20 protein-coding genes, 2 tRNA genes and 1 riboswitch are annotated in these 19,948 nt (G+C 57.1%); of the genes, 9 read left to right on the top strand and 13 right to left on the bottom strand.

The genetic code is table 11. The annotated features are described in order from the left end of the window. Positions 1-2 precede the first annotated feature (2 nt). The 5 genes from AC6BYQ_RS07950 to AC6BYQ_RS07970 all read right to left on the bottom strand — a co-directional run bounded on the left by AC6BYQ_RS07950 (position 3) and on the right by AC6BYQ_RS07970 (position 4,358). Complete coding sequence (locus AC6BYQ_RS07950; RefSeq protein ID WP_071532884.1) at positions 3-449, bottom strand: type VI secretion system baseplate subunit TssE; 447 nt, start codon at positions 447-449, stop codon at positions 3-5. Positions 450-531: 82 nt separating this feature from the next. Beyond that, positions 532-1,056, bottom strand: a complete 525-nt coding sequence (locus tag AC6BYQ_RS07955) for an Hcp family type VI secretion system effector (protein WP_004935369.1) — start codon at positions 1,054-1,056, stop codon at positions 532-534. Between the two features lie 231 nt (positions 1,057-1,287). Then, a complete protein-coding gene (gene tssC / locus AC6BYQ_RS07960; protein WP_019456177.1) occupies positions 1,288-2,814 on the bottom strand; it encodes a type VI secretion system contractile sheath large subunit in 1,527 nt (508 codons plus the stop codon). Next, complete coding sequence (tssB, locus tag AC6BYQ_RS07965; protein WP_019456176.1) at positions 2,811-3,368, bottom strand: type VI secretion system contractile sheath small subunit; 558 nt, start codon at positions 3,366-3,368, stop codon at positions 2,811-2,813. Before tssB ends, tssC begins: the two co-directional genes overlap by 4 nt. A 24-nt stretch (positions 3,369-3,392) precedes the next feature. Next, entirely contained in the window at positions 3,393-4,358 is a 966-nt protein-coding gene (locus AC6BYQ_RS07970; RefSeq protein ID WP_074053768.1) for a type VI secretion system protein TssA, read from the bottom strand. A 1,680-nt stretch (positions 4,359-6,038) separates the two neighbouring features. On the opposite strand from AC6BYQ_RS07970, the gene AC6BYQ_RS07975 reads away from it, so the two are divergent. Further along, complete coding sequence (locus AC6BYQ_RS07975; protein ID WP_019452514.1) at positions 6,039-6,473, top strand: DoxX family protein; 435 nt, start codon at positions 6,039-6,041, stop codon at positions 6,471-6,473. 57 nt (positions 6,474-6,530) lie between these two features. Here the strand turns inward: AC6BYQ_RS07975 and AC6BYQ_RS07980 are convergent, their stop codons facing one another. The 4 genes from AC6BYQ_RS07980 to AC6BYQ_RS07995 all read right to left on the bottom strand — a co-directional run bounded on the left by AC6BYQ_RS07980 (position 6,531) and on the right by AC6BYQ_RS07995 (position 9,770). After that, positions 6,531-7,163 carry an ECs1377 family protein gene (locus AC6BYQ_RS07980; RefSeq protein WP_019452512.1) on the bottom strand — a complete coding sequence of 211 codons (633 nt, stop codon included), beginning with the start codon at positions 7,161-7,163 and terminating at the stop codon, positions 6,531-6,533. A gap of 119 nt (positions 7,164-7,282) precedes the next feature. Beyond that, on the bottom strand, positions 7,283-7,753 hold the full coding sequence (locus AC6BYQ_RS07985; RefSeq protein WP_498056654.1) for a MarR family winged helix-turn-helix transcriptional regulator: 471 nt from the start codon (positions 7,751-7,753) through the stop codon (positions 7,283-7,285). Next, the gene (locus AC6BYQ_RS07990) at positions 7,743-9,230 is read right to left on the bottom strand and encodes a UbiD family decarboxylase (RefSeq protein ID WP_498056655.1); all 1,488 of its coding nucleotides are present in this window, start codon (positions 9,228-9,230) and stop codon (positions 7,743-7,745) included. The genes AC6BYQ_RS07985 and AC6BYQ_RS07990 overlap by 11 nt, the downstream gene beginning before the upstream one ends. 450 nt (positions 9,231-9,680) lie before the next feature. Continuing rightward, positions 9,681-9,770: transfer RNA gene (locus tag AC6BYQ_RS07995), tRNA-Ser, on the bottom strand. Positions 9,771-9,862: 92 nt separating this feature from the next. Here AC6BYQ_RS07995 and mtfA point away from each other — a divergent pair. Both mtfA and AC6BYQ_RS08005 read left to right on the top strand, forming a co-directional pair. Further along, positions 9,863-10,651: a DgsA anti-repressor MtfA gene (gene mtfA, locus AC6BYQ_RS08000; RefSeq protein ID WP_063918634.1), complete on the top strand. Its 789-nt coding sequence runs from the start codon at positions 9,863-9,865 to the stop codon at positions 10,649-10,651. A gap of 111 nt (positions 10,652-10,762) precedes the next feature. After that, positions 10,763-10,838, top strand: a tRNA-Asn gene (locus AC6BYQ_RS08005). A 54-nt stretch (positions 10,839-10,892) separates the two neighbouring features. Here the strand turns inward: AC6BYQ_RS08005 and gap are convergent. The 4 genes from gap to AC6BYQ_RS08025 form a co-directional block, all read right to left on the bottom strand. Further along, a complete protein-coding gene (gap, locus tag AC6BYQ_RS08010) occupies positions 10,893-11,903 on the bottom strand; it encodes a type I glyceraldehyde-3-phosphate dehydrogenase (RefSeq protein WP_154746466.1) in 1,011 nt (336 codons plus the stop codon). 77 nt (positions 11,904-11,980) lie between these two features. Continuing rightward, positions 11,981-12,955 (bottom strand): GlxA family transcriptional regulator, encoded by a 975-nt coding sequence (locus AC6BYQ_RS08015; RefSeq protein WP_025160319.1) that lies wholly within the window; start codon positions 12,953-12,955, stop codon positions 11,981-11,983. A gap of 126 nt (positions 12,956-13,081) precedes the next feature. Further along, positions 13,082-13,816, bottom strand: a complete 735-nt coding sequence (locus tag AC6BYQ_RS08020; protein WP_498056656.1) for a Rossmann-fold NAD(P)-binding domain-containing protein — start codon at positions 13,814-13,816, stop codon at positions 13,082-13,084. A gap of 13 nt (positions 13,817-13,829) precedes the next feature. After that, a complete protein-coding gene (locus AC6BYQ_RS08025; RefSeq protein WP_063917911.1) occupies positions 13,830-14,852 on the bottom strand; it encodes an LLM class flavin-dependent oxidoreductase in 1,023 nt (340 codons plus the stop codon). Between the two features lie 149 nt (positions 14,853-15,001). Continuing rightward, positions 15,002-15,104, top strand: a riboswitch (TPP riboswitch). Between the two features lie 62 nt (positions 15,105-15,166). On the opposite strand from AC6BYQ_RS08025, the gene tenA reads away from it, so the two are divergent. The 6 genes from tenA (at position 15,167) to AC6BYQ_RS08055 (ending at position 19,943) form a co-directional block, all read left to right on the top strand. Continuing rightward, positions 15,167-15,850, top strand: a complete 684-nt coding sequence (tenA, locus tag AC6BYQ_RS08030) for a thiaminase II (protein WP_498056657.1) — start codon at positions 15,167-15,169, stop codon at positions 15,848-15,850. Continuing rightward, a complete protein-coding gene (locus AC6BYQ_RS08035) occupies positions 15,847-16,587 on the top strand; it encodes an ABC transporter ATP-binding protein (RefSeq protein ID WP_019452503.1) in 741 nt (246 codons plus the stop codon). Before tenA ends, AC6BYQ_RS08035 begins: the two co-directional genes overlap by 4 nt. Then, positions 16,584-17,348: an ABC transporter permease gene (locus tag AC6BYQ_RS08040; RefSeq protein ID WP_498056658.1), complete on the top strand. Its 765-nt coding sequence runs from the start codon at positions 16,584-16,586 to the stop codon at positions 17,346-17,348. The genes AC6BYQ_RS08035 and AC6BYQ_RS08040 overlap by 4 nt, the downstream gene beginning before the upstream one ends. A gap of 35 nt (positions 17,349-17,383) precedes the next feature. Continuing rightward, positions 17,384-18,319, top strand: a complete 936-nt coding sequence (locus AC6BYQ_RS08045) for an ABC transporter substrate-binding protein (protein ID WP_154746471.1) — start codon at positions 17,384-17,386, stop codon at positions 18,317-18,319. A 109-nt stretch (positions 18,320-18,428) separates the two neighbouring features. After that, positions 18,429-19,340, top strand: coding sequence for a LysR family transcriptional regulator (locus AC6BYQ_RS08050; protein ID WP_049242366.1), 912 nt, complete (start codon positions 18,429-18,431; stop codon positions 19,338-19,340). Positions 19,341-19,544: 204 nt separating this feature from the next. Continuing rightward, entirely contained in the window at positions 19,545-19,943 is a 399-nt protein-coding gene (locus AC6BYQ_RS08055) for a cupin domain-containing protein (RefSeq protein WP_049242564.1), read from the top strand. The last annotated feature ends 5 nt before the right edge of the window (positions 19,944-19,948 follow it).

Here is a 19,948-nt window from a genome sequence, read left to right on the forward strand (position 1 = left end):
TATTAATCAAATACGTGTACGGCGCCACAGGAATAATCAAGAGCTATGCGCAAATTAACCAGCATTTCGTCGCCCGGTAATGAGCAAGTGCCATAGATATCAAATAAGATTGCCAATACATACGATTGACGCTCATTCACGACCGGCACCACGCGAATCGTTTTCGGATCCAATCTCGGCTCAAAAGAAGTAATAATTCTTTGTATATGTCTCGCCAACGTTAGCGGATCGGTATTAATGGGTATTCGTTGGCTCAGCGACGGCAGACCATAATTCAATACCGAGCTTTCGCTATGCGCATAATCGTGAAGTTTTAAATCTGCGCTGCGCGATGCGTCATTCAGTAAAAATTCGATATCACGCACCAGGACGCGCCGCCAATTATCGGCGCTGCCGCTTTGATTTCTCACGCTGAGCTTATCGAATAGCATGGGCAATGACGCTTTCATTTAACACCTCGCGGTAATGATTGTGTCTGCCCGCAAGGTTCTGCGGGCAGACGGCCTGCAATAAGTGTTATGACATCAATGATCAGATACGGGCATTAAGCTTGAGGTCATACCCCGTCTTAATCACCGCACCCATGGAGCCATCGTTGTTTTGCTCTTTGTACTCAACTTCGATACGTGCGAAATTCAGCTTGATAACATCGGTTGGCAGCACGGTATCGATTTCAGTACCGATGGTGGAGTTCAGCGGCATATTGCCCACGGTCTTGAATGAGGAAACCAGGCAGTTACTGAAGGTCACGGCAATAAAATCTTGCTGACCCTGGCCTGATTTACGGCAAACAAGTTTTGCCTGAGGAATATGTTCGCCGGTGGCGCACATCAGAAACAGCTTGGGCGAGGCCTTATTACTTACCATGCGAAACTCAAAGTCTTTCATTTCGACTTTGCCGGACCCACCGCCGCTGCCGAATCCCCAGCGCCCGGCATTTTCCTCCGCCCATTGCCAGGCTTGCAGCTGAATCCATCCCGGATAGGTTTGGTCAGGGGATTCGCCGTCTACACCCTCAATCTTCAAAAAATAGTCTACTAATGCTTTAGTGCTCATTTTTGTCTCCTTGACTGATAGGTCCTACTACGTTAATTGAAATATCCACTCAGATAAGTCGTTATATTGCCAACGCAATCATTGAAATAGCGGAAATGGGAATCCATCAGCCATCAATAAATAGCCATGACGCAGAGAATAACGCCGCTAAATTTCAACGAAATATCAATTCACACTCACGCCATTTAATAATAGGCGTCGGCAATATCCAAACCAATGACCAGCCGTAACTTATCTGCTCCCATCTTTTTTGGCTGACGGAAGTTTTGATACAAGTCGCAAGGACACGGTCATGCCTTCCAACTGGTAATGCGGGCGCAAATAGAAATGTGCGCGGTAATAACCCGGATCGTCTTCAACATCCTCAACGCGAACTTCGGCGGCGGCCAATGGACGACGCGCTTTCGTCGCCTCCGTCGACACGGAAGGATCGCCATCGACGTAATTCATCAGCCAGTCATTCAGCCACAGCTGCATATCGTCTCTGGAACGGAAAGAACCGATTTTGTCGCGTACGATGCATTTCAAATAGTGCGCAAAGCGGCACGTGGCGAAAATGTACGGCAGCCGGGAGGAAAGCTTGGCGTTGGCCGTCGCATCCGGATCTTCGTATTTCGCCGGGGCATGCATGGTGCAAGAACCGATAAAGGCAGCGAAATCAGAATGCTTGCGATAAACCAAAGGCAAGAACCCGGCGTCTGACAGCTCCTGTTCACGCCGATCGGAAATGGCGACCTCCGTCGGACACGTCAACTCATAACCGCCCTCATCAGAAGGAAACGCGTAGGCGGGCAGTTCTTCTACCGAGCCGCCGGATTCGATGCCGCGGATTTTCGAGCACCAACCGTACTCATGGAAGGCGCGGTTGATGTTCACGCCCATCGCATACGCCGAGTTGGCCCAGGAGAAATCATCATCCATATCCGGCCGGACGGCCTCCTCGAAAGCGAACTCTTCGATCGGGTTGGTCTTGGCACCGTAAGGCAAACGCGACAGGAAGCGCGGCATGGTCAGCACCAGATAACGCGAATCGTTGCTTTCGCGCAGGCGGCGCCAGGAGGCATACTCCGGCGTGGTGAAAATCTTGCCGATATCCCGCGGGTTGCCCAGTTCGTTCCACTTGCTCATCTGCAACAGCGACGGCGAAGCGGCGGAAATAAACGGACAGTGCGAGGCGGCGGAAATTTTCGCCAGCTCCGTCAGCAGCGTCACGCTCATCGGGCTGTGATCGAACTCAAAATCGCCGATGATGCAACCGAAGGGTTCGCCACCGAACTGACCATACTCTTGTTCGTAAATTTGTTTGAACACCGGGCTTTGATCCCAGGCCGATCCTCGATAGCGCCGCAGATTGCGCGTCAATTCATCCTGGCTGATATTCAATACCCGAATCTTCAGCGTTTCGCTGACGTTGGTGTTATCGACCAGATAACTCAGACCTTGCCAGGCGGACTCCAGCTTCTGGAACTCCTTATGGTGCAAGATATTGTTCATCTGCTGCGACAGCTGCTCATCGATCTGGGCGATCAACGATTCAATGGTCAATACGACATCCTGGCTGACCTTTACCTTGCCTTGGTTGGCATATTCGGACAGCGTGCCGATGGCCCGACGAACCGCTTCTGAGGCCTCGTTCGTTCTCGGCCGGAATGAACGCTTGAGCAAACCGTCAAGCTCATTTTCCGTTTCCTGCGTCTCAACTTCAGCGACCGCCGTTGCCTGCTGTTTAGCTGAATAGCGTCGTTGCCTCGCTCTCATTCCTCATCTCCTTTATTGCCCGAATCCTGCACATCCTGTTCCGCATCCGCGACCGTTTTGCGTGCATCCGTCACCAAGCGATGCAGAAAATCGGGCTTCTCCAGCAGATTCTTCACCACCTCTTCCGCGCTGGATTTACCATCCATATACGTGATGAGCTCCGTGAGATGTTCCCTGGCTTCCAGCAGACGTTGCATTTGCGGAACCCGTTTGGCGATGGCGCCAGGCGTAAAATCCTCCATCGATTCAAACTCTAATTCCACATCCAGCAGCGCATCGTCTTCGCTCAGGGTATTCTCCACGTAAAATTGAAGACGAGGTTTAATGGCGCGCATGCGATCGTTGAAATTGTCCTGATCGAACGTCAGGAATTTCCGCTCTTCGATCGGCAGCAAAGGTTTTTTCCGATGCCCAGAGAGATCGGACATGACCCCCGTGACGAAAGGTAACTCTACTTTCTTTTGCGAACCGTAGAGCTCTACGTCATATTCAATTTGCACGCGGGGCGCGTTATTTTTACCGATAAATTTCTGAGAGCTTGAGTCCTTAGCCATTGGAAAACTCCTTTGTGAGAAAAATTACTTCCCGGACAATTGATTTAACGAGGCCAGAGATTCCGGCAAAAGCTCCTCAACAATCGTCGCGAAGTCCATACCGATCATTTTTTGCGAACGTCGAATAAGAATGGGGGCCGGATGGCTGGGCTCATAGTTTTGGAAGTAGTCCAAAACCTGATCCAACAGCAAGATGACATCCTGCCGGGAACGGATATATTTGCCAGGCAGGGTGGCCGGCGTCTCCGCCGCTTCCGCGTCGGCCGGCGCAGCGCCGATATCCTCCGGCAACTCCTGCTGTTCAAGAGAAAGCAATTGACGGCTGAACAGCGTCAAATAGTCACGCACCTGCCGGCAGTCCAGCCGATAATCTTCGGCCTGCAGGTTGGCGTAGTTTTCCACGCGCTCCAGGGCATCTATTCCCCGAGACAGCTGTTCCTTTAATGGCGGCATGTTTCTGCCGGCAAAATAGCTGTCAGCCTGCCCCAACACTTTCACCACTTCCGAGAAATGCAGGCTTTTGCCTTCCTGCTCGTCAATTCGCATATTGAGCAGTTCATCAGTGGTTAACGGCGTGTCGGGGAAAATCTTGCTGTTCTTGATTTCGTGCAGGCAGGACGAGGTAGCGAGCCAGCCTAATGCGGCCGCATGAAAGCTGTCCGTCGCCGGCTCCATATCGGCCTGAGGGAAAATGGTGCTCCCCTCTTCGGCATATTTGCCGTCGATAGTGGTGATGCCCTGATAGACAGCCGAAAAACCATCGATATGAAGATTGGCGCGCATAAACCACAGCACGACATGCAAATCGAAGCACTGCTCAAGCAAGGCGGCAGATTGCTCGCGAATAGCATGCCAATTGATATCGCGTGCATTGTCCACGGCATTCAGCGGATCGGTTTGGCTGTCGAATTCCGATAACGTAAATTCAATTTCACTGTATCGAGGGTCAAATTCGACGCCGTTAACTGCTGTTGAGATGACTTCATTCATGGCCTGATATCCTTTTCATCAGCACTACAAACATAAAGCCTATAAAAATGGGCTTTTACATTCGCCAGTCTTTCCCAGAGTCCTTTTAGCCTAATTAGTCGTCACCAAGCCCGCAAATTGTTTAGATGTATTAATATTAACAACAATAATAGATTAAACCTATCAATAAAAACTCAGTGATCGGTTTAAACTATTTTACATTTACATATTTATTTTTTCATTTTAAAATCAATAAGTTGCAATCAATAATTATGCAAGCTAATAATAGGAAAAAAATCAAAAAATGCCCTAAAAACAACGTATCCCTGTTGGTAGGACAATTCCAATAAAACACCAGAATACAAATAATTTAATAAACAAATGATAACCACAGTAAATAGTGAAATTTTTTCATAAAACCATGACAGCCATTCGTTTCTTGCGATCGAGCAGCACGCAATGATCAGCAGAAGACGATGACAGTGTGACTTTCATTTCCAGCACTCAGTACTTACCCATACGAAACCTGGTGTGAAAATAAACAATTTGGCGAGAGTTTTGATTATTAATTTTAACGCTTTGGTACAAGGTTAACATTACGCCGTGGCGCACCGAACACGGTTTTAGCACGCAAACAGCGGGGTTGATAAAGCAACATTTTTTATAGTTAACCCACGGTAATGATCAGAGCAACTTAAGATTCAATGCTCTTTCACCTGCATGTTCTTTTGCAGCAGGCCAACACCGAAGCATCACGCGATAAAAGCGCCTACTTTGCTAAAGTGGTATAAACAATGTCATTTAACCTGACAGCTAAATAACCACCCAGCCCTTGCAACGGCGACACTTCTGTTAAGACCCGTGATCCGCTCCATGCTCAAGAGATGTTTTCCCAACTGATAAGACCACTAATTTGATACTAGCAAAGCCGAAACCAATATCAAGGGAAAATATTATTTTTTTAATAAAAAATTAACAAATTAATATACATTAATTAAACAATTCAATAACTTAAAAAAATGGTAATTCTATTATTTTTAGGCTGATAAAAATAGTTCACCAAAGTTTACAGCCGCTCATAATGCCAATCATGGAATCAGTCGGATTCTCTTCAGCGTTGAATTCCCATCAAAAAAAAAGAAAAAATCCAGAAATAAACTCAGCGCGAAGCATTTCACCCCACAGAATCAACTTTCGCAAAACAAAATAAGCAAGATAATTCCCAATAAAATTGCGAAAAAGAACCGCTAATTAGTTAGTCGTTCAAAATAAAAGCATGATTAACCCTATAGAGTTATATCGAGTGCACGCCAAAGCCGTTTATTCATGAAGAAAAACCTTATTAATCTTTATGTTGTCGGCTATCCTCGCGCATTGGCGCAGGCGTCACTCCTGAGGGCAAAAAAGGATATGAAAGGAATGCGCAGCATCATAATAAGGTGATACCGGAAACGGCGCAGAGACTTTTTTTACCCCACGTTCAGCCTGTGTGAAAATGTTATTCCGTGTAATAAACCTGAACGCAACAGCCGCCCTCGTCCCCTTAAGCAAGGCGCACGCCGGGATGGCCTCCCTCCTTTCCCCCTGGCTTCCAGGCGCAAATTCGATGCGAAGCCCACCCTTTTACTGATCCAGAACATCTTTCGCATTCCCCCAATTGATATATTGATTGAAAATCATTCCTATTCAGGAGAAAAGGCCATGGTTAAGTCACTGAATGCGGCATTCACTCGTCTTTTTGATCGCCCGGATGCGGGCAAACTGGCGCTCAGACTGACCTTCGGCGGGCTGATGCTGTTTCACGGCGTGGCGAAAGTTCAGCACGGCGTCGGCTGGATCGCCGGCGCGTTGCAGGAGCAAGGGCTGCCCGCCTTCATCGCTTATGGCGTGTATGTCGGCGAGATCCTGGCGCCGATCCTGATCATCCTGGGGCTGTTTACCCGCCCCGCCGCGCTGGTTTACGCCTTTACGCTGGTGGTGGCATTTCTGATGGTGGGCACCGGCAAGGTATTCACCGTCACCGACGTCGGTGCCTGGGGGATTGAAAACGAACTGGTGTTCTTTATGGGCGGGCTCGCCATCCTGCTGCTGGGCAGCGGGAAATACGCGATCGCGCGGAATGAAGCCTATCGATAAGCCGTGCAATCAATAAGGAGGTTCTTGGTTTTCACTTCTTCTGTGCGGAAACGGCGCTTAACGATCGGCCAACCGGTACACCGGCACCTTGCGCGTCGTACCGGTCAGGGTATCGAAGATCTCCGTTTCCGCCGTCGCGATCGCCATGCCGGCTTTTCTTAGCCTGCGCACTTCGGCGGCGATGCGCTGTATGCCGAACCAGAACAGGCCGTCCAGCGCCGTGACCTGCAGGCCTTGATCCAGCGCCAGCTTGAGCCGCTCACGCGGCGCCTTGAGCGTTTTGGCGATTTCCCGGTAAGGCAGCGCGTCCACGCCCGACGCAGAGGTTCGATGAATACGGGTCGACAGGCCGTATTGGAAGGCCTCGGGCACGCCGCTTAAATCGCTTTTTAAGCTGTAAACGCAACCAAAGCGTTTGCCGTTGAACACCACATTTTTTTGACTGAGCGCCAGCTCATCACGCAGGCCGGCGATCAGCTGCGGCGCCCTGACCAGCAATAAACGGAAAGGCAATTCAAAACTGGTCACATAGTCCACGTTGAGCAGCGCAATGCGCAGGCGCTCTTCCGCCCCAGCCTGCGTCTGGCGACACTCGTTCAGCACCTCGCTCCACTGGTGCGCAAGCCGCGGGGTTTCATCCAGCGGCGCGAAGTGGTATTTCTCGATGTGGTAGTCGATCCTTTCATTCATGTCCGTTGGCCCCTGCGTCAGTCGTCATTGCCATCAGCAAATTACCTTACCCGCGGGCAACAGTACAACACCGTGATGAGGTCACTCGGGAAATACGGCGCTGGCTTCGTCGGAACGGACTACGCGCTCTCGATGAACAGCATCATGCGTTGCAGTGCGTCATCCAGGGCACTGAGCCCGACGTCATCCAGACAGGCCATCAGCTGTGCGTCATAATCCGCCACCCGCTGTCTCGCCTGGTCAAAAATAGGGCGAGACGCCGGCATCACGCGCAGATATACCGCCCGCTTATCTTCCGGATCGGGGAAACGCGCAACCCATCCCCGGTTAACCAGTTGGGTGAGCGTGCGTCCAAGCGCAGTGCGATCGGTCTGCGAATGCGCTATCACATCGCTCATGGACACATCGCCCGGAAAGCTGTAGAGAATGCGCAACGCGCGCCACTCATGGAGGCTGAGCCCTTGTAAAGCCAGTAACGCAGACAGCCGTTTTTCACGGTGACGCACCACTTCCGTCATCTTATAAAGCGCGCCGTTGGGCAATCCCATCCCCCGTCGGCCACTATGTACGCCTTTCTTTTCAGAATCCATACTGTTTCCAATTAGCTTCGACTTTTGCCCTGACCTGTTCCGGATAAGCATGTCTGAAAGAGGCCGTGCCCGCACGCGTTACTCCGCTGAACTGCTCAGGGAACAGACAGTTGATGATGGCTTTGCCGCCGCTGCCGCGCGCCTTGTCCTCTTCCGTCAGGTACGGCACCATCGGGAACTCGCGCACGCCCGGGAAAAGAAAATGATCGCGCGCCGGATGTGAACGCGTGGCCAGCGCCCAAACCACCTGATCGATATCGACAATATCAATGTCATTGCCGACCAGAATCAGTTTGGGGATCAGGTAGCCCGCATGCGAACCGAAGACGATCTCCGCGACCTTATCGGCAAAATCAGCAGCGTTGGTCTTCATGCCGGCCAGTTTTTCAATATCGATGGAGAGCACCGCCCAACAGGTTGCCGCCTCATAGGAACACCAGACAAAGTCGACGGGCAATGCCGCGCTCTGCAGGGTCTCCAGCAGCTGAGCCGAGATCATGGTGCCCCAGATCGTATGATTTTCCTCCGGCGGCGTGCCTGCGACGCAAATAGGCAAAATGGGGTCATCGCGAAATGTCACCGCGTGCACATGGAACACCGGCTGTTCGTGGCCTTGCTGATGTTGATAGCCGTGATACTCCCCCATCGGCCCTTCCAACGCCGTCTCCGTCAGGCTGATTTCACCTTCCAGCACAATTTCCGCATTGGCCGGCACCCAGAGATCGTTGGTTTCCGCTTGGGTGAGCGTGACGCTTTTACCGAGCAGCGCGCCGACATAGTCCGGCTCACTGACGCCGGCCGGCAACGGCATCCCCGCCACCGCCACCGCGGCAGGCGGCGCCCCGAGCACCATCGCCCACGGCGTAGGTTTCCCCTCTCGGCGCCACATTTCACGGATCATGCCGATGTGTTGGGTGGGGATTGCCGGGCCGGTGAGACGATTGCGATCGAGCATCATGAGCCTGCCGACGCCCCAACTGTGCCACTGCCCGTCCGGGGATTGCACGACATGGAATCCGTAAGTGCCGAAGTAGCGCCCGCCATCCCGTTCATGCAGCAGCGGTACCGGGAAGCGTTCCAGATCAACCTTGTCGCCTCGCCAAATATTCTCTTTCACCGGCCCGGTCGAGCAGTAATCGGGGGCTAGCGGTTCCGCCTTCACCGCCCGGCGAATCGCCGCCACGATATCCCGCGGAGTGCTCTCCGGCGGCAGCCCGAAATGCAGGGCTAGACGAGAATAGGCGTATTCCGGCGAAGCGAGCATGCCGGCCGGCGCGCCGAGGATGCGGGCTCCCGGCATCGCGCCCGCCACATGATGAAATAGCGGAGCCGAGAGCCGTTGCTCGTAAGCCCGGCGGCAGACAGCCGCTATCTCCAGATCGGCGGAGACTTCCTGATGCACGTCGACCAAATCTTTTCGGCGACGCAGCTCCTCAATGAAGTGGCGAAAATCCAGTGCGCAATCGAGCAAACTCATGTCAAGTCCTCCAGTCTCCAGGCGGTCAGTCCCTTCTGTCGCCCTCGTTTCGGGCAGGAGACTGATCATTTATGTGCATGTGCACACATATTAGCGCGCGAGAAATCGCGTGTAAATAAACGCCATTTTGGCAAGATTGGACCTGTTAGTAGACTGGCTTTGGCCGGCAGGCATGATCACCGTAGCCGTTTCATACGCTCAGCCTGATTGACAGGCCGCAGCCACGTTCTTGTCTCAAGCGCCGCATCGTATTTGAGCGCAACATAGCTCACAAAATGAAGAACATAATCGTAAAATGCTATTCGTTGATAATGCACGGGTTATAATGCGAAACGGGATGCCGACCAACGCAAACACGTTGCAAATCGAACGGTTACAGCGCATTAGACAGAAGAAAATGAAAAGGAATTTGAATCGATGGGTAATAACGCGGGGGGGGGGGGGGGGAAGTGGCGGAGAGAGGGGGATTTGAACCCCCGGTAGAGTTGCCCCTACTCCAGTTTTCGAGACTGGTCCGTTCAGCCGCTCCGGCATCTCTCCTGACAACGCTTGCTATCATGCCCGCTTTTGCGGCATTTTTACAGCACTAGCATGCAGCCGAACGTTCAAGTGATGACTTTACGAGCAACCTGATGATTAAATGGCCGTGGAAAGCGACTCAACCCTCTCAACCCCAGGCAGACATTCAGGCCCAGTGGCAGGACGCACTGGCGATCCCGCTGCTCTCGCCGCTGGATGAGCAGGAGCGGCAGCGGCTGGTGGCCGTCGCCGGGCAGATTTTGCAGCAAAAGCGCATCGTGCCGCTGCAGGGGCTGCAGCTCACTTCACAAATGCAGGCGCGCATCGCCCTGCTGTTCGCCTTGCCGGTGCTGGAGCTCGGCGCGGAGTGCCTCGACGGCTTCAACGAAATCCTGCTCTACCCCACTCCGTTCGTGGTGGAAGACGAATGGCAGGACGAGATCGGCCTGGTGCACTCGGGGCCGGTGGTGCAGTCTGGCCAAAGCTGGGAACAGGGGCCGATCGTGCTCAATTGGCAAGACGTGCAGGACTCTTTCGATCTTTCCGGTTTTAACCTGGTGATCCACGAAGCGGTGCACAAGCTGGATATGCGCAACGGCGGCGTCGCCACAGGCGTGCCGCCGATCCCGCTGCGCGAGGTGGCTGCCTGGGAACACGATCTGCACGCCGCGATGGAAAGCCTGCAGGACGAGATCGACATGGTCGGCGAAGAGGCCGCCAGCATGGACGCCTACGCCGCCACCGATGCGGCCGAGTGCTTCGCCGTGCTGTCGGAGTATTTTTTCAGCGCCCCCGAGCTGCTGGCCGAACGTTTCCCGGCGCTGTATCAGCACTTTTGCCGCTTCTACCGCCAGGATCCGCTGGCGCGTCTGCTGCGCGGCCAGGCGGAAAACGACGCGTAATGGGCTGATTGACGGGCGCATTGCTCAGATACCGAGCAGTCGAACCGCTCAAGGCAATTTAGCGTTGACACACCCGGGGCTGCTGGATATCATGCGCCCCGTTCACACGATTCCTCTGTAGTTCAGTCGGTAGAACGGCGGACTGTTAATCCGTATGTCACTGGTTCGAGTCCAGTCAGAGGAGCCATATTTAGAGAAGCCCGCTTAAGGAAACTTAAGCGGGCTTTTTGCTATTGGACGTTTACAGCCCGCGTTTTTCCATCAGCAGCGCCAGATCGACCAACCGATTGGAGAAGCCCCACTCGTTGTCATACCAGGCGAGCACTTTCACCAGGTTGCCGCCGATGACCAGCGTGGACAAACCATCGATAATCGATGAGCGCGCATCGCCCCGGTAGTCACTCGACACCAGCGGTTCATCGCTGTACCCCAGGATCCCTTGCAACGGGCCGGACGCCGCCGCCGCGCGGAAAGCGGCGTTGATCTCCTCCACCGTCGCCGGGCGTTTCAGCGTCACCGTCAGATCGACGATCGAAACCACCGGCACCGGCACCCGCAGCGAGTAACCGGTCAACCGGCCGTCCAGATCCGGGATCACCTTGCCGAGCGCCTTGGCCGCACCGCTGGAATAAGGCACGATCGATTCCGCCGCCGCCCGCGCGCCGCGCAGATCTTTTTCCGGCTGATCGTGCAGCGCCTGGCTGTTGGTATAGGCATGAGTGGTGTTCATCAGCCCGTATTCGATACCGAACGCCTGATGCAGCACCTGCGCGGCGGGCGCCAGCCCGTTGGTGGTGCAGCTACCGTTGCTGACCACCTTATGCAGCGCCGGATCGTAGAGCGAGTCGTTAACGCCCATGACGATGGTGATGTCGTCGTTCTTGGCCGGCGCCGAGATAATCACCCGCTTGGCGCCGCCGTGCGTAATGTGCACTTCCGCTTTGGTCTTGTCGGTAAAGAAGCCCGTCGCTTCGATAACCACGTCCACACCCACGCTGCTCCAGGGGATCTCGGCGGGATCGCGCTGCGAAAATACCTGAATCGGCCGGCCGTCCAGCAGCAGCTGGTTGTCGCCGGCTTCCACCCTGGCCGCCAGCGTGCCGGAAAGCGTGTCGTATTTCAGCAGGTGCGCCAGCGTTTTGCTGTCCGTCAGATCGTTGATCGCCACCACTTCGAAATCGCTGCGCCCCAGCGCCGCGCGCAGCACGTTGCGTCCGATCCTGCCGAAGCCATTAATGCCAACTCTCACCATGATGATCTCCTCGTTTTGGGCTTTGCCTCAAATCTAGCCCTGCCCCGAGGCGGCGTAAATGACGTTTACCAATCAATTTACGCCAAATTGCGCGCATGGAAGCGCTCACGGTATTCGCTTGGGGTCAACTGCAGTTTGCGTTCAAACACGCGCCGCAGGTTAAGGCCGTTGCCGAAGCCGGTGGCCAGGGCGACCTGTTCGATGCCTTCCGCACTCTGCTCGAGGCGCTGCCTGGCGGTATGCAACCGCCCCTCTTCGACGAATTTGGCGGGAGAAATGCCCGTCTCGCGGGTGAACACCCGGGTAAAGTTGCGCGGGCTCATCGCCACGCGCTCGGCCAACCGATCGACGCTGAGATCGTCGGCGAGATTCTCCAGGATCCAGGACTGCAGGTCGCGGATCGGGCCCGGCGATTTGGCCTGGTTGAGCGGGTAGCGGCTGAACTGCGCCTGCCCGCCGGGGCGGCGTAGAAACATCACCAGGTCCTGTGCCACTTCGCGGGCCTGTACGAAGCCATAGTCGTCCTCCACCAGCGCCAGCGTCAGATCGAAGCCGGAACTGACGCCGCCGGAGGTCCAAATCGGCCCGTCCTGCACGTAGATCGGGCCGTTTTCGACCTGCACCTGCGGGAAGCGCGCCTGCAGCGTTTCCGCCAGCCGCCAGTGGGTGGTCGCCCGTCGTCCGTCCAGCAAGCCGGCCTCGGCCAGCAGCAGAGCCCCGCCGCAGACCGAGGCGATACGGCGCGCCTGCGGGGCCGCGCGGCGCAGCCAATCCGCCACCAGGGCGCCCTCTTCTTCGGTCGCCCCTTTGCCGGCGACGATGACGGTATCGCGCGGCAGGGCCGGATCGAGATCCGCCAGGCGATGATCGGCCAGCAGGCTCAGACCGGACAGGCCGTGTACCACCCGATGGGATTGCGTGGTGGCGACCGCGATCTGATACAGCGGCGCCTCGGCAGGGCTCAGGCGATTGGCCTGCATCAGAATATCGGCGATGCCCGCCGCTTCGAACAGCATGCCCCCTTCGGGGACGATAATCAGAAATGTGTGCATGGCGATAATATAAATAACAATCAAAACAGGCCAGGCAACCACTGTATAAGAAAAGCCCCGTCGGTTCACCCTGCGGGCATAAAAAAGCCCGCCGATAACCACCGACGGGCCAGGAGAACGCGGCCATCAGGCCTGAGGCAAACTCACCTCGCTCACGCGCGCCAACTGCGCCAGCAGCGCCGTTTGAAACGCCTCGTCGTGCACCGCCGCATGAGGATCCAACCGCTGCTGATGGTGCCAATAACCGCCGGAAACCAGGGCCTGCGGCTCATCGCTGCTCACCAGCCACGCCTGCGTCACGTGTCCCAGCGCCAGATCGTCGGGCGCGTCCGCGCCGCCCATTTTGGTCGGCACCCAGCCGGGATCGACTGCGCTGCTGATGACGCCGGGCCACAGGCGCGCCACGGCGGCGGCCAGCGCGGTGACGAACAGCTTGCTGTCCGAATAGGAGCCGGCTGCGCCGCCAAGCCAGTCCACGCCGTTCAGTTCCGCCACGCCGTCAAAGTGCATGCTGCTACTCAGGTAGACGATGCGATCGGGGCGTTCGATCAGGGCCGTCAGCAGATAGGGCGCTATCACGTTCACCGGCATCACCTGCGGCCCGGTGAACATGCCGGCGTTGTGGATCACCGCATTCGGGCGGCCGAGGCGATTCACCTGCTCGGCGACCTGCCGGATCTGCTGCACCTCGGACAGGTCGCCAATCACCGCCTGCGCGCCCCGATCCAGCAGATCGCGCACCGCCTCCAGACGGCCGGGGGCGCGTGCATGCAGGATAACCTGATGCCCTTCGTCCAACAGCGTTTGCGCGGCGGCGCGGCCCAGCCCGTCCACCGAGCCGGTAATGAAAATACGTGACATGCCAGTCCTCCGTTTAGCGCCAGCCGAGCGCCGGCGCGACATGGGTTAAAATCGATTCGATAACGTGGGCGTTGTAATCCACGCCCAGCTGGTTAGGCACGGTCAGCAGCAGCGTATCCGCTTCGGCGATGGCCTCGTCCTGCGCCAACTGCTCGATCAGCGCGTCCGGCTCGGCGGCATAGCTGCGGCCGAAGATCGCCCGGGTCTGCGCGTCGATATACCCCAGCTGATCGCCCTCTTTGCCGCCGCCGCCGAAGTAATTGCGATCCCGCTGATCCACCAGCGCAAAGATGCTGCGGCTCACGGAAACCCGCGGCTCGCGCGCATGGCCGGCCTCTTGCCAGGCGGCGCGATAGGCGCGGATCTGCTTGGCCTGCTGGATATGGAAGGGTTCGCCGGTCTCGTCGTTCTTGAGCGTCGAGCTTTGCAGGTTCATACCCAGCTTCGCCGCCCAGACGGCGGTCGCGTTCGAACCGGCACCCCACCAGATGCGATCGCGCAGCCCGGCGGAAAACGGCTCCGGCCGCAGCAGCCCGGGCGGATTGGGGAACATCGGCTGCGGATTGGGTTCAGCGAACCCTTCGCCGCGCAGCGCTTCCAGAAAGACTTCGGTATGGCGACGGGCCATGTCCGCGTCGGTTTCCCCCTCGGCCGGGGCATAGCCGAAATAGCGCCAGCCGTCGATCACCTGCTCCGGCGAGCCGCGGCTGATGCCGAGCTGCAAACGCCCGCCGGCGATCAGATCCGCCGCGCCGGCGTCCTCCACCATATACAGCGGGTTTTCATAGCGCATGTCGATCACGCCGGTGCCGATCTCGATGCGTTGGGTTTTGGCGCCGATGGCGGCCAGCAACGGGAATGGCGATCCCAGCTGGCGCGCGAAGTGGTGCACACGAAAATAGGCGCCGTCCGCCCCCAGATCTTCGGCGGCGACCGCCAGATCGATAGACTGCAGCAGCGCATCCGCCGCTGAACGGGTGCCGGACTGAGCGGAAGGCGACCAGTGGCCAAACGAGAGAAAACCAATCTTTTTCATCGGGAATCGTCCTCAAAGGCAAAACATAGGCCTACAGTGACAAAAACCGCGCGCTCTGCGCCAGCAAAATCGCCCCCGATCGCACTAAACGAACCGATTGCCGCGCCGCCGCCCGACGATTGTAATCAAAAAACAAATGTCGTATAACAAGCAGCTCCGAGGGGTGTCCTGTTACGGGCTGAGATGGCGTAAGCCGAACCCTTTGAACCTGATCTGGGTCATGCCAGCGAAGGGACGGTTAGGCAACAACGCAATCACCCGTTGCCTGTTCATACCTCAGCGTGCCCGGATCTCCACTGACTCAAGGAGGTCCCATGTCCATCACCACCCTGTTCGAAAGCGGTCTTTACGGCCGGCTGCGGCAACAAGCCGGCAGCCACTGGCAGGACTACGTCGATCACCCGTTTCTGCAGCAGCTGGCCGCCGGTACCTTGCCCGAACGCGCTTTTCGTCGCTACCTGACCCAGGACTATCTGTTCCTGCTGCACTTCGCCCGCGCCTACGCGCTGCTGGTCAGCAAGCTGCGCACCCTGCCGGAGATGCGCGCCGCCACCGCCTCGCTCAACGGTATCGTCGCCGAACTGCCGCTGCACGTGGCCTACTGCGCCGAATGGGGGTTGAACGAAGCGCAGATCGCCGCCCAGCCGGAAGCGGCGGAGACCATGAACTACACCCGCTACGTACTGGATATCGGCCATGCCGGCGACGCCCTCGATCTGCTGGCCGGCCTGCTGCCCTGCGTGGCCGGTTATGCCGAAATCGGCCTGCGGCTGCTGCACGATCCCGCCACCAAAATGGAGGGGAATCCTTACGCCTCCTGGATCCGCAACTACGGCGACGAGGGCTATCTGGCCGGCGTGCGCGCCGCCATCGAACTGCTGGAGACCATCGGCCATCAGCGCGGGGCGCAGAGCCGCCTCACCGAGCTGGCGCAGATTTTCACCACCGCCACCCAGCTGGAATCGGCATTTTGGCAAATGGGGCTGAACGCCTCATGACCTCCCCGCTTCTCCCGCCCGGCATCCAGGTGCGGGATCTCAGCCTGCGTTTCGGTCAGCAAATCGTCTTCGACCGGCTGAGCTTCGACATCGCCGGCGGCAGCTTCGTCGCTCTGCTCGGCGCCAGCGGCGCCGGCAAAACCAGTTTGCTGAAGATCATCGCCGGGCTGGCGCAGGCCAGCTCAGGCACGGTGAGCGGCAGCGACGGCCTGCCGATCGCCGGGCGCATCGCCTACATGGGGCAGAAAGACCTGCTCTACCCCTGGCTGACTATCGAGGAGAACGTCGCCCTCGGCTCGCGGCTGCGCGGCGAAGCGCCGGATCGGGCGTGGGCGGCGCACCTGCTTGAACGCGTGGGCCTGGCCGCGCATGGCCGCAGCCTGCCCGCCGCGCTGTCCGGCGGCATGCGCCAGCGCGCCGCCATCGCCCGCACGCTCTACGAACGCCAGCCGATCGTACTGATGGACGAACCCTTTTCCGCGCTGGACGCCATTACCCGCGCCGAAATCCAGAGCCTGGCCGCCGAGCTGCTGGCGCAAAACACCGTGCTGCTGATCACCCACGATCCGATGGAGGCCTGCCGCCTGAGCCACCGCCTGCTGGTGCTGTCACCCTGGCCGCTCGGTCTCGACGATAGCCACTGCATCAAAGGGCAGCCGCCGCGCGCGCCGGATGACGCCGACCTGCTGAAAAGCCAGGCCGAGTTGCTGCAGCAGATGGTGAGGGCGGCGCAATGAATATCGCCAAAGAACGCGGGCTTACCCGCCTGCGGCGCGGGCTGACGGTGTTCGCCGGCCTGCTGCTGTGGTGGCTGGCAGGGCAAAGCGGCATCCCGGCCTTTCTGCTGCCCACGCCGGGCGCGGTGGCGCAGGCGCTGTGGGACGGGCGCGGCTACCTCGCCTGGCACACGCTGGTCACCGCTTCGGAGATCGTCAGCGGGCTGGTTCTGGGCGTGTTGCTCGGCGCGGCGCTGGCGCTGTGCATGATCTTCTCACCGCGCCTGCAGCGCTGGCTGATGCCGCTGGTGCTCACCAGCCAGGCGATACCGGTGTTTGCCCTGGCCCCGCTGCTGGTGCTGTGGTTCGGCTTCGGCATGAGCGCCAAGGTGGCGATGGCGGTGCTGGTGATCTTCTTCCCGGTGGTGTCGGCCTTCTTCGACGGGCTGCGCCGAGTCAACAACGACTATCTCGATCTGGCACGCACGATGCGCGCTTCGCGCTGGGCGCAACTGCGGCACGTGCGGCTGATGGCGGCGCTGCCGGCTTTCGGCTCCGGCCTGCGCATGGCCGCTGCAGTCGCGCCGATCGGCGCCATCATCGGCGAATGGGTCGGCTCGGCCGAAGGGCTGGGCTACGTGATGCTGAACGCCAACGCGCGCATGCAGACCGACGTCTGCTTCGCCGCGCTGTTTATTCTAGTGCTGATGACCGTGTTGCTGTGGGCCGCGGTGGATGCGCTGCTGCGGCGCCTGATCGTCTGGGCGCCGGAAAACGACTGATGATTGCAACCATAACCAGGGATAAAGGAACGACCATGATTAAACATACCCTCTGCGGGCTGTTGCTCGGCGCCGCCATCACCGGCCAGGCCGGCGCGGCCGAGAAATTGACGCTGGTGCTCGACTGGTACATCAACCCCGATCACGCGCCGATTATGGTGGCCGAGCAGATCGGCGCCTTCAAGGCCGCAGGGCTGGACGTCAAGATCGTGCCGCCGTCCGATCCGGCGCTGCCGCCGCGGCTGGTGGCCGCTAAACAGGCCGATCTCGCCATCACCTATCAGCCGCAACTGCACTTCTTCGCCGATCAGGGCCTGCCGCTGATGCGCGTCGGCACGCTGATCAACACGCCGCTGAATACGGTGATCGCGCTGGACAAGAACATCGCCTCGCCGGCGGATCTCAAGGGCAAAACGGTGGGTTACTCGGTAAGCGGCATCGAACAGGCGACGCTGGCCACCATGGTTGAACACGAGCATCTCAAACCGCAGGATATCAAGCTCATCAACGTCAACTTCCAGCTGACCAGCGCCCTGCTGGCGGGCCAGGTCGATGCGGTGATCGGCGGCTACCGCAACATCGAAGCGCTGGAGCTCAAGCTGCAGGGTAAAGAACCGGTGGTGTTCAACGTCGAAGATTACGGCGTGCCGGCCTACGACGAGCTGATCATCGTCGCCAACCGCGATGCGGTGAACGAGCCGAAAATTCGCAAATTCCTCGCCGCGCTGAAGCAAGGCAGCGACTACCTGCACGCGCACCCGCAGGACACCTGGCTGGCGTTTGCCAAGGCGCACCCGGAGCTGAATACCGAGCTGAACAAGCAGGCCTGGCAAGCCAGCCTGCCGCTGTTTGCGCGCGATCCGGCCAAGCTGGATCGCGCGCGCTACCAGGCTTACGAGCAGTTCCTGTTCGACAACAAGCTGATCAAGAAAATCACCCCGGTAGAACAGTACGCGGTGGAGCTGGACTAACGAGCAGCAACAGCCGCTGCTGGCATGCTGCGGCTGTTCGCTTCGGTTGCGATACCCTGTACGCCGGGCTTATCATCAAACCCTTTCGAACAGAAACAGTGGGACGAAAATGGCCACGTTCACCCGGGCAGAACTCGCCGAACTCAATGTGTTCTCTACCATTTGCCGAAAGAAAAGTTTCCGGCTGGCGGCAGCGGAACTCGGCGTCAGCACTTCGGCGCTCAGCCACACCATGCGTTCGCTTGAAGAGCGCCTCGGCGTAAAGCTGTTGAACAGAACCAACCGCTCGGTCGTCCCTACCCCGGCAGGCATGGCACTGGTAACCGAACTCGATCGGGGATTCGACTACATCAAATCCGCCCTATCGACGCTGGAACAGTATCGCGATGAACCCATTGGCCACCTTCGCTTGAATATTCCGCATGATGCGCTCGATTTGCTCATCGCCCCTGTCATGGAAAGCTACGCCCAAACACATCCTAAAATAGCGCTGGAAGTGGCCGTCAATAACCATCAGGTAGACATCATCAAAGAAGGTTTCGACGCCGGCATCAGGTATGGCGAGATCATCCCCAAGGACATGATTGCCGTTCCTTTGACCGGCAGTCTGAAATGGGTTGTCGCCGCAGCGCCGGCCTATCTGGCAAAGCATGGCGCGCCAGGTTCGCCGTCGGAGTTGAAAGATCACAGTTGCATCAATATGCGATTGGGAGACGGTGCGGTTTATCAATGGGAATTGGGCAACGATGAAACGTATTGCCGGTTGTCGGTGAACGGGCAATATACTTTCAGTGAAACCTCAATGATCATCAAAGCGGCGCTCGCCGGGCTGGGGTTGGCCTACTGTCTGGAAATGCAAATCGATGAACACTTGCGCACTGGTGAATTGCAATGCGTCATGCCCCATTGGTCACATCTCAGCGCCCCCTTTATGATGTACTACCCCAGCCGTCGCCAGTTGCAACCTGGATTGCGGCCTTTGATTGCGCTGATAAAAGCGCAGCATCGCTCCCTTGGTTGATATCGACTCAACGCTCCGTCAAAAAACATTCAACGCATTGTATAGTATTCTGTCAGTGATGTGCGGGAACGTCGGAATAATGGTGTTCGTCCGCATGCAATATTATCCTGCCTGGGATAAAACATAGCCACACCACCGCTTGAGCCATGAATGTTTTATTTCAGTGACCGGTTAATCACGCCCATCATTTACAGTGAGTGCCGTATGAACGCATTATATTTTGATCTGGAAGAAAGGAAAAAACACTTTCCTGACACCGCCGACTCTCTGATCGTCGATATGTACCTTGAAGATTCGCCACAGGGCAGCGTCCGCCTGTTCCGCGTCTATGCCGAGGTTCCCGCACACTACCACAAACAATGTGATGAAATCTTGATCATCGTGGAAGGTGCGCTGGAGTTTCAGGCCGGCAACGATGCAAAAAGAGTTTTAGCCGAAAACCAAATGGTGATATTTAAGCGAAACACCGTTCACAGCATCAAACCTTTTAACGGCAAGCCCGTTTATTTTTTATCTATCGATACACCTCGTCGGGAAGCCTCTGACGTGCACTTTATTAATCCTGCTCATGAACATTTAAAATTCATCAGCCATATTGGGTAATGAAT

This window comes from Serratia sp. LTN-2 (assembly GCF_059740205.1).

Bases quoted from the DNA above. Each gene is read 5' to 3' on its own strand.
- AC6BYQ_RS07950 (WP_071532884.1), bottom strand. From the start codon at position 449: ATGAAAGCGTCATTGCCCATGCTATTCGATAAGCTCAGCGTGAGAAAT.
- AC6BYQ_RS07955 (WP_004935369.1), bottom strand. From the start codon at position 1,056: ATGAGCACTAAAGCATTAGTAGACTATTTTTTGAAGATTGAGGGTGTA.
- tssC (WP_019456177.1), bottom strand. From the start codon at position 2,814: ATGAGAGCGAGGCAACGACGCTATTCAGCTAAACAGCAGGCAACGGCG.
- tssB (WP_019456176.1), bottom strand. From the start codon at position 3,368: ATGGCTAAGGACTCAAGCTCTCAGAAATTTATCGGTAAAAATAACGCG.
- AC6BYQ_RS07970 (WP_074053768.1), bottom strand. From the start codon at position 4,358: ATGAATGAAGTCATCTCAACAGCAGTTAACGGCGTCGAATTTGACCCT.
- AC6BYQ_RS07975 (WP_019452514.1), top strand. From the start codon at position 6,039: ATGGTTAAGTCACTGAATGCGGCATTCACTCGTCTTTTTGATCGCCCG.
- AC6BYQ_RS07980 (WP_019452512.1), bottom strand. From the start codon at position 7,163: ATGAATGAAAGGATCGACTACCACATCGAGAAATACCACTTCGCGCCG.
- AC6BYQ_RS07985 (WP_498056654.1), bottom strand. From the start codon at position 7,753: ATGGATTCTGAAAAGAAAGGCGTACATAGTGGCCGACGGGGGATGGGA.
- AC6BYQ_RS07990 (WP_498056655.1), bottom strand. From the start codon at position 9,230: ATGAGTTTGCTCGATTGCGCACTGGATTTTCGCCACTTCATTGAGGAG.
- mtfA (WP_063918634.1), top strand. From the start codon at position 9,863: ATGATTAAATGGCCGTGGAAAGCGACTCAACCCTCTCAACCCCAGGCA.
- gap (WP_154746466.1), bottom strand. From the start codon at position 11,903: ATGGTGAGAGTTGGCATTAATGGCTTCGGCAGGATCGGACGCAACGTG.
- AC6BYQ_RS08015 (WP_025160319.1), bottom strand. From the start codon at position 12,955: ATGCACACATTTCTGATTATCGTCCCCGAAGGGGGCATGCTGTTCGAA.
- AC6BYQ_RS08020 (WP_498056656.1), bottom strand. From the start codon at position 13,816: ATGTCACGTATTTTCATTACCGGCTCGGTGGACGGGCTGGGCCGCGCC.
- AC6BYQ_RS08025 (WP_063917911.1), bottom strand. From the start codon at position 14,852: ATGAAAAAGATTGGTTTTCTCTCGTTTGGCCACTGGTCGCCTTCCGCT.
- tenA (WP_498056657.1), top strand. From the start codon at position 15,167: ATGTCCATCACCACCCTGTTCGAAAGCGGTCTTTACGGCCGGCTGCGG.
- AC6BYQ_RS08035 (WP_019452503.1), top strand. From the start codon at position 15,847: ATGACCTCCCCGCTTCTCCCGCCCGGCATCCAGGTGCGGGATCTCAGC.
- AC6BYQ_RS08040 (WP_498056658.1), top strand. From the start codon at position 16,584: ATGAATATCGCCAAAGAACGCGGGCTTACCCGCCTGCGGCGCGGGCTG.
- AC6BYQ_RS08045 (WP_154746471.1), top strand. From the start codon at position 17,384: ATGATTAAACATACCCTCTGCGGGCTGTTGCTCGGCGCCGCCATCACC.
- AC6BYQ_RS08050 (WP_049242366.1), top strand. From the start codon at position 18,429: ATGGCCACGTTCACCCGGGCAGAACTCGCCGAACTCAATGTGTTCTCT.
- AC6BYQ_RS08055 (WP_049242564.1), top strand. From the start codon at position 19,545: ATGAACGCATTATATTTTGATCTGGAAGAAAGGAAAAAACACTTTCCT.